Below are 15,009 nucleotides of genomic sequence, written 5' to 3'. Positions count from 1 at the left end.
TTTGACAATGAAACTTACCATTACTGACGCCTGTATCTTCATCGACCTACACCTACTGGGATTAGTGGTTCCATTTTTCGAGCTGGACGTCGAGACACATACGTCATTGGATGTGTTTAACGAATTGAATGAGGAGCAGCAACACCTGCTTTCTGCCTATCAGTCCATGGGAAAGCTCACGGTACATACAATCCACCACGAAGACCGTATCGCTATTCATAAAGTTGGCTATCCGAAAGCGTTGTCGGAAATGGACTGTACGGTGCTATACTTGGCCGTGCAATTAGGAGCCATTGTACTCAGCAGCGACAAAACTGTAAGAAACTTTGCCAAGAAGAGTTCGATCGAATACCATGGGATGCTTTGGATATTGGATGAACTCGTCGTCCAGAATCGAATAGCTTCCACAGTAGCGGCATCCAAACTCCGGCAACTTATTACAAGCAATTATATTTACCAGAATAATGCAGTACTCGTAAAAGAAATGAACAAACGACTTCGGATTTGGCAATAGGATGATGATGGCAATTTCTTGTGATACACATTTCTTTCAGGCATTAATCAAAGCAATCTGCATTCTTTTATCAAAAAATAGACAAAAGACCTACGCTGATATTGAAGCAAGTTAAATTGGATATTTTATCATATCTTAGGAGTGGTTTACTTTAGAGTCCAAAACAGAATTTTCAATTGCCGCCTTTATTATTGCGCGACCGGCCTCCTGAATGATGGTGCGTTGCTTCTTTTTGTTTGTCGGAGAGTTAAGCTTAAATTTCACAACTTCCTTTTTGAGCCTGCCAATTTTTGCATCCTTTGAATAATCAAATCGCTCGCGCCTTCAACGCCGACAGGACAGGACTAAGTCATTGTTTTTAGCAATACTTTTTCTGAAATTTAGTACCTTTAATCACAGGTAACAAAAAGAGATAGATGTGAATCTTTCCATCCGCATGCAAGGTGGCTATAATTCAATTCAGACATGAATTTTTTCTTCATTTCCTCCCAAAACACCTCAAGTTTTTCAATACACTCTTGATACAAAGGTGGTACAAACGGGTGGTACAAACGGGTGGTACAAAGGTGATATAATCGCACAATACTTTAGTGTCAAAGTTGCATCCTTAGGCACTAAATGCAATAGTCTTTAATTATCGAAAGTAATATGCGCCCAACAAACAGAATTGCCTCGTTGATCTATCTGTCAATTGGCATGTTGACGTTTGTTTATGCAAATCCCGTACGAAGTCAGAAAAAAAATGACACGGCGTTCCTTGAGGACTATGTAAATAGATCATCCTTATCTATCCGATTTAGCAATCTGAATCCTGATACCATAAATACCTTGGCCTATCTCGTGTTATATAACGAAAAATCGGAACTGGATACGATTCTTTTTTCTCATATCTTACCAGATTCCATGGATATCAATAAAAAGGAACTCGCCGAACTACGAGAGGACTATAGCAAGTTACATTCTATAAATTCGAGTCTGGATTTAAAGAACGCTTCCATTTTTGTGCCAATTCTATTGTTACCTGGCTTTGCATACTATAAAGTACTATTAAATGAGGAGCAAAGACGAAAGGCATATGAATCTTGGTTGAGCATGTTTTCGATTATAAATTCAGAAACTTTAGATAATTCGCGTGTACGTTACGCAGTGCCAGTGGTTATCACAATCAGTCGCCACCGGTAGAACATTTTTGCTTTCAAGGTAAGCAACTTTACCCCTCCAAATTATTCAACCATTCTGGATCAAGAGAATATGAAACAATTAACACCCTAGCCCTACCTGACGCGGAATTCTGGAAAGTTACCGGAACGAGGAAGGCAAGCCGACCAGCCGGGTGCTGTATTCGCGGGGGAAAGCCGAAGATTATACCCCGGGGCAGCTTCGCAGGATGGGCATTCAGCTTTACGAACCGGGCGGAGGCGAAGTCAAAGCATTGTTTCGGAGGTTCGGCCCTAGGGATTCATTGGGCCGAAAAGCTTTTCGGCCAGTTTTTCGGTTAAAACGATGCCGCCCGGTCTTTCCAGGGCAGTGGCCGGGAATCGGTGGAAATCGTTATTTACCTCGTCAACCAGTTTTTGCTGATATTTTATAAGAGGTCCATTCATATTTTGACTTGACTTCAGGCCAAATACACACCATTATTGGCTTAGAATCAAGGTAATAGTGGTATTTAGACTTGTGTTTTTAGAGACGAAACAATAGGGTACAGGAAAAACCCCTATCTTTATTCCTTAGCGTTTGCAGTTAAATTGCACGCAGAAAGTAGTGGTTATTGCAGAGAAAGAATTGAAAAAATGAATTATCAACCTATGTCAAATTATACTAATATAGCGCGGATCAAGGCCGTAAACAATGCCTTGAAAGAGTTAGGAAATGAAACAAATTGTTTTTATTGATATCGAAGTTGATCCAACAACCCGAAACATCCGGGACTTAGGCGGCATAAAAAGCGACGGAAGTCTTTTCCATAAAGGTGCCATAACTGAATTTACCCGATTTATTCAAGGCACGCATTTTATTTGCGGACACAACATCGTCAATCACGACCTTAACTATATCGGCGATACAATAAGCAATGTTGGAATAAACCCGGCAAATATCATCGATACGCTGTTCCTCTCTCCCCTATTGTTCCCTTCCAAACCGTACCATGCGCTGTTAAAGGATGATAAACTGCAATACGACGAATCAAACAATCCATTAAATGACGCAATCAAGGCAAGGGATTTGTTTTATGATGAAATCACGGCCTTCAACCAAATGGGTGAGAGACTCAAGCAAATATGCTATTTGCTGCTTAAGAACAAGCCTCAATTCCGTGCCTTTTTTGACTTCATGGCTTATTCAAGCCCGGAAACAAATCCAGAAAAACTGATTCGGCAGCATTTTAGACATGAACTATGCGAAAGCGCGGACCTGACACAGATCATTACCAACCAACCTGTGGCCCTCGCCTATTGCTTATCACTTATTAACGCAAACAATCGCTATTCCATTACGCCAAGATGGGTATTGAAGAACCATCCCGAGGTAGAGCGCATCCTATTCCGTTTGCGGAACCAGCCTTGCTTAACTGGGTGCGCCTATTGCAACATGGCGCTAGATACACATCATGGACTGAAGAAATACTTTGGATTTGAGTCCTTTAGAACCTACGGAGAGGAACCACTGCAGGAAATGGCCGTAAAGGCGGCCATCAATAACCAATCGATACTGGCTGTATTTCCCACCGGCGGCGGAAAATCCATCACTTTCCAAGTACCGGCATTGATGAGTGGCGAAACATCAAAGGCCCTGACCATTGTGATTTCACCATTGCAGTCGCTGATGAAAGACCAGGTAGACAACCTGGAAAAAACAGGAATTACCGATGCGGTAACAATTAATGGCTTACTCGACCCTATTGAGCGAGCAAAATCATTTGAACGGGTGGAAGATGGATCGGCGTCAATATTATATATTTCGCCAGAGTCCTTACGTTCACCTACCATTGAACGACTGCTGCTTGGAAGAAAAATTTCACGATTCGTCATTGACGAGGCTCATTGCTTTTCATCCTGGGGACAGGATTTCAGAGTAGACTACCTGTATATCGGCGATTTCATCAAGTCAATCCAGGAAAAGAAAAATATAGAAGACGGAATCCCTGTTTCCTGCTTTACTGCCACAGCGAAACAAAAAGTCATTGAAGACATCCGTAATTATTTCAGCGAAAAACTTGGGCTGGATCTGCAGCTATTTACCTCAACAGCATCCAGAACCAATCTTCAATACCAGGTTTATGAAAAGGGGGATGAGGAGGAGAAATATCAAGCGGTAAGGGATTTGATCGAGGCAAAAAATTGTCCGACGATTATCTACGTTTCCAGAACTCGAAAAGCTTACCTGCTCGCGGAGCGGTTGACGGCTGATGGATTCAAAGCAAGCCCTTATCATGGCAAAATGGAGGCAAAAGAAAAAACGGCAAACCAGAATGCGTTTTTAGCGGGCGAAGTACCAATTATGGTGGCCACTTCTGCATTTGGAATGGGAGTCGACAAGAAAGATGTAGGAATGGTAATTCACTACGAAATCTCCGATTCATTGGAAAACTATATCCAGGAGGCAGGGAGAGCCGGACGGGATGAGAACGTTGTTGCCGACTGTTTTGTACTCTTCAATGAGGAAGATCTCGGAAAACATTTCATCCTGCTAAACCAAACCAAACTATCGATAAAGGAAATACAGCAGGTATGGAAAGCCATCAAGGAAATCACGCGGTTTCGCTCGACCGTTTCTAACTCGGCCCTAGAGATCGCTCGTAAAGCAGGATGGGACGACAATGTGGTGGAAATCGAAACCAGAGTGACGACAGCAATTGCAGCATTGGAAGATGCGGGTTACTTAAAACGTGGGCAAAATATGCCGAGAGTATTTGCCAATAGCATCCTTTCCAAAAATGCGCAGGAGGCCATCGATAAGATAAATGCCTCGTCGAGGTTTGCGGAAAACCAAAAAGAAAAAGCTATTCGGATTATTAAAAAGCTTTTTTCGAGCAAAAGCAGAAAGCGAACACAAGAGGACGCAGCTGAATCGAGGATTGATTACATCAGTGATCATTTGGGCATTGTCAAAAAAGACGTGATTGGTATAGTAAACCTACTGCGTGAAGAAAAAATCCTGGCAGACGGAAAAGATCTAACGGCCTTCATCCGAAAAGGGGAAAACAAAAACCGTTCATTGGATATCGTTAAGACTTTCAATAGAATCGAAGATTTTCTCGTTCCGATAATAGAGGAACAGGAAACAACTTTTCACTTAAAAGAACTCAACGAAAAAGCGCAGGCACAGGGGTATGAGGACACCAATACGAACCGGATTAAAACGGTTATCAATTTTTGGGCAATTAAGAACTGGATTAAACGCCAACAATTGCCCTACTCGAAAAACCATGTGAACATCCGAAGCCTTCACCCGAAAGCGATACTGGAAGATAAGCTAAAAAAACGGCATGACTTAGCAACGTTCATTATTGAACTCCTGCACGAAAGAAGCCGGTTATCAGCCCCGGTGGCCGAAGCGACAAAAGAAGAACTACTGGTTGAATTTTCAGTCCACGAACTGAAAGAGGCTTTTGAAAATTCGATAGCAAGTTTCGGGATGAAAGTGTCCATCGATGATATCGAAGATACGCTATTTTATCTTTCGCGGATTGGGGCAATAAAGATCGAAGGCGGCTTCCTGGTTGTCTATAATAGGTTAACCATTGAACGCCTGGAACCCGATAATAAGAAGGGTTACACCAAGGAAGACTACAAAAAGCTGGGCCAATTTTATGAAAACAAGGTACACCAAATCCATATTGTGGGTGAGTATGCCAAGAAAATGATCAACGATTATAGAGATGCGCTGCAATTTGTAGAAGACTACTTCCAGCTCAATTATGCGTCGTTCCTAATAAGGTATTTTCCGGGAAGCAAAGCCAACGAACTCAAGTTGAAGATGACTCCCACCAAGTTTAAGCAGCTTTTTGGTGAACTCTCGCCCACGCAGCTGAAAGTAATCAATGATAATGATGCGAAATATATTGTTGTGGCTGCAGGTCCCGGAAGTGGCAAGACCAAAGTATTGGTTCACAAACTTGCATCGCTGTTATTGATGGAAGATGTAAAGCATGAACAACTGCTCATGCTCACATTTTCCAGAGCGGCCGCCACGGAATTCAAAAAAAGACTTCTTAAATTGATTGGGAATGCCGCTAATTTCATTGAGATAAAAACGTTTCATTCGTATTGCTTTGACCTGCTTGGCAAGGTTGGAAGTCTGGAAAAATCAGACGCCATTTTGCAAAAAACGGTTGAGAAAATCAATCGTGGGGAGGTAGAGCCGAGTAGAATCACCAAAACGGTTTTGGTAATTGATGAAGCCCAGGATATGAATGTTGACGAATTTAACCTGGTAAAAGCATTGATGGATCAGAATGAGGAAATGAGAGTGATAGCGGTTGGAGATGACGACCAAAACATTTATGAATTCCGAGGATCGAACTCGCATTACCTCAAGCAATTTATTCAACTGGAGCATGCGGTCAAATATGAATTAATTGAGAATTACAGGAGCAAACGCAATTTGGTCGAATTCACCAATCAGTTTGCCCACCGGATTGGCCAGCGACTAAAAACCACACCAGTCATCGCGAAACAGCCCGATAACGGCGACATCAAATTGGTTCGGCACCAAGGTTACAACCTAATCACGCCGCTCGTACAAGGCGTACTTAAAACAGGCCTTTCGGGCTCCACCTGTATATTGACAAAAAAAAACGAGGAAGCGGAACAAATAACGGGACTACTGCTGAAACATAAGGTTCAGGCGCGACTGATTCAAAGCAATGATGGATTCAATTTATACAATTTAGCTGAAGTGAGATTCTTCCTGGATCAATTGAATATGTGCAATGATATCTTCTTGATAAGCGATGATAATTGGTCAACCGCCAAGCAGGTTTTGACGGATAGATTTCGAAGCAGCACTAAACTAGATATCTGTGTAAACCTGATCAAGGATTTTGAAACCACCAATCCAAAGCGGAAATACAAATCAGATCTGGAGATTTTTATTCGTGAATCCAAGCTTGAGGACTTTTTCAACCAAAGTAGTGAAACGTTCTTTGTATCAACCATCCATAAAGCCAAAGGAAGGGAATTTGACAATGTTTTCCTCCTGCTTGAACGCTTCGTCTCCACAAGCGACGAGACCCAGCGACAACTCTATGTAGCGATGACCAGGGCTAAGCGGAACCTCACCATTCATATGAATGCAGATTTTTTGGACAATATTGCAGTCGATTCGGTCGAAAAATTGGTGGATCCAAACCATTATCCGCCACCTGAAGAACTGGCTATACATCTTACCTATCAAGATGTTTGGCTAGACTACTTTATCAATAGACAACACTTCGTTTCCCAATTGGTAAGCGGTGACAATTTGGTTATCGTTGACGATAAATGTCTGACCCATAGTGGCCAATCCGTGCTAAAATTCTCCAAAAAATTCCTTGACCAAATCGAAAAGAAAAAGAAAATGGGCTATGAGTTAAAAAGCGCCAAGGTAAACTTTATCGTTCATTGGTTGAAAGAAGGGACTGAGCGAGAAATAAAAATTATTCTGCCAGAGGTGGTCTTTGAGAGGAATGGTAACGTGTAATCTGTTTAACACCCTAGCCCTACCCTGACCCGGAATTCATCGCCTTCCCGGCCTGCGCGGAGGTGGGCTTGCATTTTCAGCGCTCTTCGTCTCATATTCTCCAGGCCTCTGCCTCCCTGTATTGTGTCGGCCGCTTTTTGCCCGTTTCCTGTGCAGGAATTGATGACTTGCAGTTCCAGGTGATCATTGCTGAATGTCATCTGAACGGAAACCTGCCCGTCATCGCCGTGTTTGATGGCATTATTTACTGCTTCTTTGAACAGCAGGAACAGGTTCTGCCGGACGATCTGGCTTACTTTTTTGTTTTCGTAGGGCCCGCTCAGTTTGAAGGCCAGCGGGATATCTAATTCATAACGCAGGCGGTACGTGTAGTCTTTCATGCGGAGGACCAGGTCTTTCATCGTATCAAAACGGGCGTCGATTGACCAGACGATATCGCTTGAGTTTGACACGCACTTTCAAAAAAACACTATAAATCGGCCAATGACAGACGTATTGGGGGTTTGTCGGAAAAAAGTGTAGAGAGCCGATGTCAGCGGAGGCCCTTTACAATCAATTGCAGGGTGCTTATTTTTGTGTAATGGCTTTTTTGAAAGTAGAGCGCAAACCATCGGGCACCTATTTACGCATTCTGGAAAGCTACCGGAATGCCGAAGGCAAGCCGACCAGCCGGGTGCTGTATTCGTTGGGGAAAGCCGAAGATTATACCCCGGGGCAGCTTCGCAGAATGGGTATTCAGCTTTACGAACTGGGCGGAGGTGAAGTGAAAGCGCTTTTAACCGGTCAGATCGAAGAGCTTGCCCGTTACAATTACGGATTTGCCCAGGTTTATAAGCGGGTGTTTTCCCACTACGGGCTGGATATTCTTTTACGGCGGATCGCCCGCAAACAAAAGCTGGAGTTCGACCTGAGGAATGCCGTGCTATTGATGCTGCTGGAGCGGCTGCAGGAACCCTCGAGCAAACGAAGCAACTGGTTGAACCAGCAGGAGTACGCCGGGGTTGATCCGGTATCGCTGCATCATTTGTACAGGGCGCTGGATCGCCTGGCCGAGAACGAGCGTTTGATCCAGGAGCGGATCTTTCAGACCGGACGGGACATGTTCAGCCAGCGGCTGGACGTTGTATTTTACGACGTGACCACGCTTTATTTTGAGAGCGAGGTCGAGCAGGAAGGAGCGCTGCGTCAAAAGGGGTTCAGCAAGGACGGAAAAATAGGCCGCACACAAATCCTGTTCTGCCTGATGATCGATAAAGAGAAGAACCCGATCGGTTATCGCATCTTTAAGGGAGACACCTTCGAAGGGCACACCTTCGGGCAAGCGCTTTGCGATCTGAAAGCGCATTATCAGATCGACAAGGTCATCGTGGTGGCCGACCGGGGCATGCTCTCGAGAAAGAATATTGACCTGACCACCGAGAACGGCTTTGAGTTCATCGTGGGAGAACGGTTAAAAGCACTTCCCCGCAGCGTGCAATCAGCCTTGCTCGATCATTCGGCCTTTCAGCACGAATGGGTGTACTCCGATCACACCGGCGAGGAAATCAAACTCCGGTATAAGATGATCTCTCATGAGGGTCGAAAAATTATCGCCACCTGGTCGGCCAAGCGGGCCGCAAAAGACAAATCCGATCGGGAAGAACGGCTCCAGACTGCCCAAAAACTGCTGCAACATCCTTCGCTGATCGACAAAAAAGCAGGACGTTTCTTTCTGCAGAAGCAGGGCGGCGGGTCCTACGCGCTGGATCAGGAGAAAATCGCCCGATCAGAAAGATACGACGGGCTGCTGGCCATCAGCACCAACAATACCACCCTGAGCGTCCCGGCCGTGTTGGAACAATACAAACAGCTTTACAAAATCGAACATTCGTTCCGGACCTTTAAAAGCCACCTGGAAACCCGTCCGATGTTCCACTGGACCGACAAACGGATCCAGGGACATATCTGTCTTTGCTACATCGCCTTTACCCTGCAGAATTATGTTCTGCAGAAAATCAACCAATCCCAGGTGAAGCTCACCGAAAACGAGCTGCGCAAAACCCTGGAAAGAATGCAAGTGAGTTTGCTGCAACACAATCAGGAGCAAGTCTGCATTCGTTCCAAGCCCCAGGGGAAAGAAGCCGTTCTGCAGCAAAAACTGGGATTGAAACAACTCCCGCCCATTCTTCCCCAAACGCAGCTAGCTAATTACCTATAAATCCTCATTTGTAGAGAGCCAATCAGAGAACCCACTACTGAGTATCAGTTAGTTAAGTCCCAATCGTGTCAAACTCAAGAATAAGAAAATGGGCTATGAGTTAAAAAGCGCCAAGGTAAACTTTATCGTTCATTGGTTGAAAGAAGGGACTGAGCGAGAAATAAAAATTATTCTGCCAGAGGTGGTCTTTGAGAGGAATGGTAACGTGTAATCTGTTTAACACCCTAGCCCTACCCTGACCCGGAATTCATCGCCTTCCCGGCCTGCGCGGAGGTGGGCTTGCATTTTCAGCGCTCTTCGTCTCATATTCTCCAGGCCTCTGCCTCCCTGTATTGTGTCGGCCGCTTTTTGCCCGTTTCCTGTGCAGGAATTGATGACTTGCAGTTCCAGGTGATCATTGCTGAATGTCATCTGAACGGAAACCTGCCCGTCATCGCCGTGTTTGATGGCATTATTTACTGCTTCTTTGAACAGCAGGAACAGGTTCTGCCGGACGATCTGGCTTACTTTTTTGTTTTCGTAGGGCCCGCTCAGTTTGAAGGCCAGCGGGATATCTAATTCATAACGCAGGCGGTACGTGTAGTCTTTCATGCGGAGGACCAGGTCTTTCATCGTATCAAAACGGGCGTCGATTGACCAGACGATATCGCTCATGGTGGCCAGGGCCTCCCGGCTGGTCTCTGAAATTACTTTTAAGCGGCTTGCATCGGGCTCCGGGCCATCGTATTCCAAATCCATCGTCGTTACTTCTGCCTTTGCTTCCAGTAAAGGAGCGCCCATCGCTGCCTGATGCCATATCCGGGTAAGGGAGCTTCCGACCTCATCGTGCAGATCCCCCGCGATCTTTATGCGCAGGCGGCGTTCTTTCTGCAATTGCAGTTCTCGGTAATGGAACAGCAGGATCACCACGAGGACCGGGATCAGCATTAGTAACAGTTTAAAGACGGCAGTTTGATAGAAAGCGGGTTCTACTACCAGGGGAATATTCAGCAAGCCGGGCATCCACGTTCCGCCGGGCGTGCGCGCGGCCACTTCCAGCCTGTAAGAGCCAGGCTCCGTCTTCAAAAAATTGATCTCCCGCTGATTGCCCATCTCGTTCCAGTTACTTTCGCTGCCGAGGCGATAGAATAATGGCAGTAGCCGTTCGGTTCCGGTGGCGGGACCGAAACTAAGCGAAAAATAGCCTGTCCCCGGCGGTATAACCACCTGAATAGAATCAGATGGCAGGTATGGAAGCCGGTAATCGTTCTTCTTTACGTCTTTTTCGTCTTCGATCAAGAGACGGGTGACGGGGATCCTTCCTATCGCATGCTCGTTGTCCCTGTCGTAACGTTCGCCGCCCTGCCAGTGGACCAGCCCGTTCACCGTACCCAGATAAGCCTCCCTGCCATTACTGAAAACCGCCGAATGATTGAATTCCCCGGCGGGAAGGCCGTTATAGATCGAATAAGCGGTCACGCTGCTGTCCCGCAGGCGGATAAGGCTCATCCCATTGTCGGTGCCGGCCAGCACGATATCGCCAACCCTGCTGAGGGAAAAAGCCATGTTGCCGGCCAACCTTCCATCGAGCCATTCCGTGTTCATAAGATTCCCGACCCCATCTGACACCAGCACCCCCTGTCCGTTCGTTCCCATCCATACATTTCCGCCGATTTCCAGAAGGCTGTAGACGACCGTATGCTGTAGCGTATCCGAGCCGTCAATAAAATATTCGATCTCTCCCGTCGCGGCGTTGATCCTGAAAACACCGGCCGTGGTGGCTACCAGGTAACGGCCCGCTCTTCCTGAGCCGGCGCTTTTCGTAGCGGTGCCGGGATCGGGTATGATCGCATAAACCTTGGCGCCTTGCAACCTGGAAAAAAGAGGCCCTTTTAACACGGGGTAAATGATCCTGCGAACCGGATTTACCAGGTTAATCCCCTCATAGGTCCCCGCCCAAACCAGTGTATCGTTCATCCGGCAGAGGGCGGTTACATAGCTGCTTTCTTTGTCCGTCAGAATAGGCACGAAACGGTTTTCCCGCGGCAGGTACCATTGCATCCCGTCACCCTCGGTAGCCAGCAGAAGCGTATCCCGGCCCCAGGGCAATACGCTGTAAATGTACATCCTGCTCAGTGGGGTGCGCTCGCCGGTATTTTCATTATATCGAATAAAGCGGTCCCGGTAGGAACTCACATAGAGCGCCCCGTCTTCGCTTTTATAAGCGGTACGGATGCTGTTCGGGTCATTAAAACCGGTGAGCAGCGAACTAAGCGCCGACTGGCGGAATCCCAGGGAGACCAGACCTTCCCCGGAACAGATAAAAGTGGATAACCCATCGCCCGAGACCTTATTGATCTTGGTGCCGGGAAAGTTCACCGGGCGGGCCGGCGTTTCGAGCTTCCAGTCTTCGCCGGAAAAGTCGAAGGTGTAGATATTATTGGAATACCTGTCGTGGCTAAGGATCGCCGCCACTTTTGTTCCTGTCTTCGCCGCTATGTAGAAAGGGGAATAAATATTCCCGTTATCATCCTCAGGCAGGACAACCCGCCGAAGATAACCCCGCCTTACCGGGCCGTCCAGTTTGAGACTGTCGGCTTGCCAGCGTTTAAGCAGTTCACGGGTATCACCCAGGAACATGCCGTCGGACCTGACAGAAATAAGAAATTTTCCATCCGGGCCGAAACAGATCCTGGTCGTTCTTTCTTTCAGTTCGATCGGCTTGAAATAAACCGGTTCCCCGTAGCCGCTCCCCTCCAGCGGCAGATGTACAAGCATCCCGTTGCCGGTGGTCAGCCACAATTGCCCGGGATAAGGTTCCTGTACAGATTCGATGGAAGGCCCTCCGTATTCCCCGTAAGGTTCCGTCATGTCCAGCATCAGCTGCAGCCGGTGATCTCGATAGCGATACAATTTCCCGCTTGTGCTGCCGTAGTACACGCTTCCATCCGGGGTGTAGTTAATAGATTCGATGGACTTATCGTTGGGCAGCCCCCGGGGCCAGTCTTCGGCATATAAGGAAGTGATCTTCCAGTTTCTGAGATCAAACCTGGCGGCGCCGTTCCGGAAACCAAGCCAGAGGTTGCCCCGCTGATCGGCCCTTAAGGCCGTGACCGGAAAAGAAGGCAGTGCCGGTTCCGACTTCAGATCGAAATGCAGAAGATTGCTGCCGTCGAAGCGATACAGGCCGTTGCCCGTAACCAGCCACAGCAGCCCGGCTTCGTCCCGTTCGATAAACCTGATGCTGTAAACCGGAAAATCGTCGGGTAATTTCACGGTAGAAAAATGCAAGGTACTTTTCTGGGCAGATGCTCCGGCGCAAAGGCAGAGCAGCAGTATAAAAAGGCAGTAGGTCCTTGTCATTTCATGGTGGAATGATTAAGCATTCTAAAAATAAGACTAAATTTTCAATGGAATATTCTTCGTGCCGACAAACTGACACGAATGTCATACCATCCCCCGGCATGGGGGATAACGATATAACCGGAATACCTTAACTTCGTCCTAATGATCAGGTTGGGAATTATCGAAGACGACCGCACCGTGCGCCGGTCACTGGTCGGTTATTTCAGCAGGGAACCGGGGTTTTCCTGCCTGCTGAATGCCGGGTCGGTAGAGGAGTTTATGGATTCCTGGGCGGAAGACATATATTTTGACATTATCCTTTCCGATATCGGCCTGCCGGGAGTCTCCGGCAGCGACGGCGTACGGCTGATCCGGAAAAAAGCGCCCAAATGCCAGGTGGTCATGCTCACCGTTTATGAGGACAGCCATCATATTTTCGAGGCCCTGCGGGCGGGAGCCTCGGGCTACCTGTCCAAGCAAACGCTGCCGCAAAAGATCAAGGAGGCATTGAACACGGTTCACGAAGGTGGGGCTTACATGTCTCCCGGCATCGCCCGCCGGATCACCGATTATTTCCATCCTCTGCCACCTTCCTCCTCCAGAGAATCACTGACGATCCGCGAAGAAGAGATCCTGCAGGCCGTTGAAGAAGGCCTTACCAATAAAGAAATAGCCGCCAACCTGGGCATCACCTCTGAAACGGTCAAATCGCACATCAAAAAGATTTACACCAAGCTGGAAGTCACCAGCCGCCGCGACATCGTGCGGGGAAAGTACAAGTGAAAAGCCATAGGCCTTCCTCATTTTTACACCGAAAATCCCAAAAAATGTAAAACAAGAAACTCAAAATGTGTAAAGTGATATGCACAAAAAGTGTAAAATAAATCACTTAAAAAAAATGTAAAATAACGGTACATTTGCACTTTAGACATTGGTTGTGGACTATACGAAACGTATATCAGACAATGAGTTACAGCGAAAACTCAACGCTTCGGGAGCGGTGCTTATACGAGGTGCAAAAGCCTGCGGAAAAACTGAATCGGCAAAGCAATTAGCAAGGAGTGTTTTGAATGTGGACAGCGATGAGCAAGTACAGGCACTCATCAACATTGCCCCAAAACGATTACTGATTGGCAACGTGCCCCGTTTAGTTGACGAATGGCAAGCACAACCCAAACTTTGGGATTACATACGCCATGAAATAGACGACCGAAAAAAAAATGCACAGTTTATTTTGACGGGTTCGGCAAATCCCGAAGAATCAGCAAAAATGCATTCAGGAGCCGGTAGGTTTACTATCGTGGATATGCGTACAATGTCCTGGCAGGAGCTGGGTTTTTCGTCTGGTAAAGTGAGCTTACAAAAACTTTTGAAAGTGATAAAATTGATATTTACGACGAACCCACCAGCTTGGAATTGATCATCGATAAGATGATCGTTGGTGGGTTCCCTACACTTTTAAACAAAAGAGTCACTCAGGCAGCTGATTTAAACCGTGCTTATGTGGAATTGCTTGCCGAAGTGGACATGAGCCGTGTTTCTGATGTAAAGCGTGACCCTGTAAAAGTAAGAAGTTTATTGCGCTCACTTGCCCGGAATACAGCAACATTAGTGGACATCTCTGCTTTGGAAAGTGATATTCGTGAAAAAGATAATGTAGGTATTACACGACCAACCGTTTACGATTATCTCAATGCGCTTAACCGTTTGATGATTGTAGAAGACCAACCTGCCTGGAATACACATATTCGTTCATCATCGGCATTACGAAAATCGCCAAAACGACATTTTACCGATGTTTGTTTGGCTATTGCCGCGCTTGGCGCAAATGAAACTGCCCTTTTAAACGATTTGCACTTTACAGGATTTTTGTTTGAATCGTTAGTTACCCACGAACTGCGTGTGTACGCACAGGCTAATGATGCTAAGGTATATCATTATCGTGATTCGAGCGGCCTGGAAGTGGATAGCATTGTGCAAAAATACAATGGTGACTGGTGTGCTTTTGAAATAAAACTCGGCACAGGACAAATTGATGAAGCCGCAGCCGCTCTCAATAAATTTATTTCCATATTGGACGATAAAAAAATAAACCCGCCAAAATCGCTTAACATTATAACAGGAACGGGGATTAGCTACACACGGCAAGACGGCATAAATGTTATTTCGCTTGCATCGCTGGGAGCATAAAAACATCTCCAGCTTATTAAAGCCGTCTGCCTTTTGAACGTGCGGGAAAAGTACAAGTGAAAGCCATACGTTAAGCGTCAACCCGCCATCCCCCGCTATG

The 15,009-nt window shown here is 46.5% G+C and carries 9 protein-coding genes; 6 read left to right on the top strand and 3 right to left on the bottom strand.

Annotation, left to right across the window (positions count from 1 at the left end; all coding sequences use genetic code 11):
* The first annotated feature begins 7 nt into the window (after positions 1–7).
* Positions 8–514: a PIN domain-containing protein gene (locus FRZ59_RS11025; protein WP_225975030.1), complete on the top strand. Its 507-nt coding sequence runs from the start codon at positions 8–10 to the stop codon at positions 512–514.
* Between the two features lie 1,451 nt (positions 515–1,965).
* Here the strand turns inward: FRZ59_RS11025 and FRZ59_RS18520 are convergent.
* Entirely contained in the window at positions 1,966–2,118 is a 153-nt protein-coding gene (locus FRZ59_RS18520; protein WP_158640611.1) for a hypothetical protein, read from the bottom strand.
* Between the two features lie 268 nt (positions 2,119–2,386).
* On the opposite strand from FRZ59_RS18520, the gene FRZ59_RS11020 reads away from it, so the two are divergent.
* Complete coding sequence (locus FRZ59_RS11020; RefSeq protein WP_147698323.1) at positions 2,387–7,198, top strand: RecQ family ATP-dependent DNA helicase; 4,812 nt, start codon at positions 2,387–2,389, stop codon at positions 7,196–7,198.
* 5 nt (positions 7,199–7,203) lie between these two features.
* Here FRZ59_RS11020 and FRZ59_RS11015 read toward each other — a convergent pair whose 3' ends face one another.
* Positions 7,204–7,650, bottom strand: a complete 447-nt coding sequence (locus tag FRZ59_RS11015) for a sensor histidine kinase (protein ID WP_147698322.1) — start codon at positions 7,648–7,650, stop codon at positions 7,204–7,206.
* A 128-nt stretch (positions 7,651–7,778) separates the two neighbouring features.
* Between FRZ59_RS11015 and FRZ59_RS11010 the strand changes: the two genes are divergently transcribed.
* On the top strand, positions 7,779–9,395 hold the full coding sequence (locus FRZ59_RS11010) for an IS1634 family transposase (protein ID WP_158640601.1): 1,617 nt from the start codon (positions 7,779–7,781) through the stop codon (positions 9,393–9,395).
* A 216-nt stretch (positions 9,396–9,611) separates the two neighbouring features.
* On the opposite strand, the gene FRZ59_RS11005 is transcribed toward FRZ59_RS11010, so the two are convergent.
* A complete protein-coding gene (locus FRZ59_RS11005; protein ID WP_147698321.1) occupies positions 9,612–12,737 on the bottom strand; it encodes a sensor histidine kinase in 3,126 nt (1,041 codons plus the stop codon).
* Between the two features lie 144 nt (positions 12,738–12,881).
* Between FRZ59_RS11005 and FRZ59_RS11000 the strand changes: the two genes are divergently transcribed.
* From FRZ59_RS11000 to FRZ59_RS10990, 3 genes are all read left to right on the top strand, one after another.
* Positions 12,882–13,502, top strand: a complete 621-nt coding sequence (locus tag FRZ59_RS11000; RefSeq protein ID WP_132130674.1) for a response regulator — start codon at positions 12,882–12,884, stop codon at positions 13,500–13,502.
* Between the two features lie 154 nt (positions 13,503–13,656).
* Positions 13,657–14,139 carry an AAA family ATPase gene (locus FRZ59_RS10995; protein WP_158640610.1) on the top strand — a complete coding sequence of 161 codons (483 nt, stop codon included), beginning with the start codon at positions 13,657–13,659 and terminating at the stop codon, positions 14,137–14,139.
* Positions 14,130–14,909: an ATP-binding protein gene (locus tag FRZ59_RS10990; RefSeq protein ID WP_132130676.1), complete on the top strand. Its 780-nt coding sequence runs from the start codon at positions 14,130–14,132 to the stop codon at positions 14,907–14,909. Before FRZ59_RS10995 ends, FRZ59_RS10990 begins: the two co-directional genes overlap by 10 nt.
* The last annotated feature ends 100 nt before the right edge of the window (positions 14,910–15,009 follow it).

The sequence above is a fragment of the Anseongella ginsenosidimutans genome, assembly GCF_008033235.1.
Lineage (GTDB): Bacteria > Bacteroidota > Bacteroidia > Sphingobacteriales > Sphingobacteriaceae > Anseongella > Anseongella ginsenosidimutans.
This window is presented reverse-complemented; position numbering and strand designations above follow the sequence as displayed.

Excerpts from the sequence above, each read along its gene's own strand:
- FRZ59_RS11025 (WP_225975030.1), top strand. The coding sequence starts at position 8 with ATGAAACTTACCATTACTGACGCCTGTATCTTCATCGACCTACACCTA.
- FRZ59_RS18520 (WP_158640611.1), bottom strand. The coding sequence starts at position 2,118 with ATGAATGGACCTCTTATAAAATATCAGCAAAAACTGGTTGACGAGGTA.
- FRZ59_RS11020 (WP_147698323.1), top strand. The coding sequence starts at position 2,387 with ATGAAACAAATTGTTTTTATTGATATCGAAGTTGATCCAACAACCCGA.
- FRZ59_RS11010 (WP_158640601.1), top strand. The coding sequence starts at position 7,779 with ATGGCTTTTTTGAAAGTAGAGCGCAAACCATCGGGCACCTATTTACGC.
- FRZ59_RS11005 (WP_147698321.1), bottom strand. The coding sequence starts at position 12,737 with ATGACAAGGACCTACTGCCTTTTTATACTGCTGCTCTGCCTTTGCGCC.
- FRZ59_RS11000 (WP_132130674.1), top strand. The coding sequence starts at position 12,882 with ATGATCAGGTTGGGAATTATCGAAGACGACCGCACCGTGCGCCGGTCA.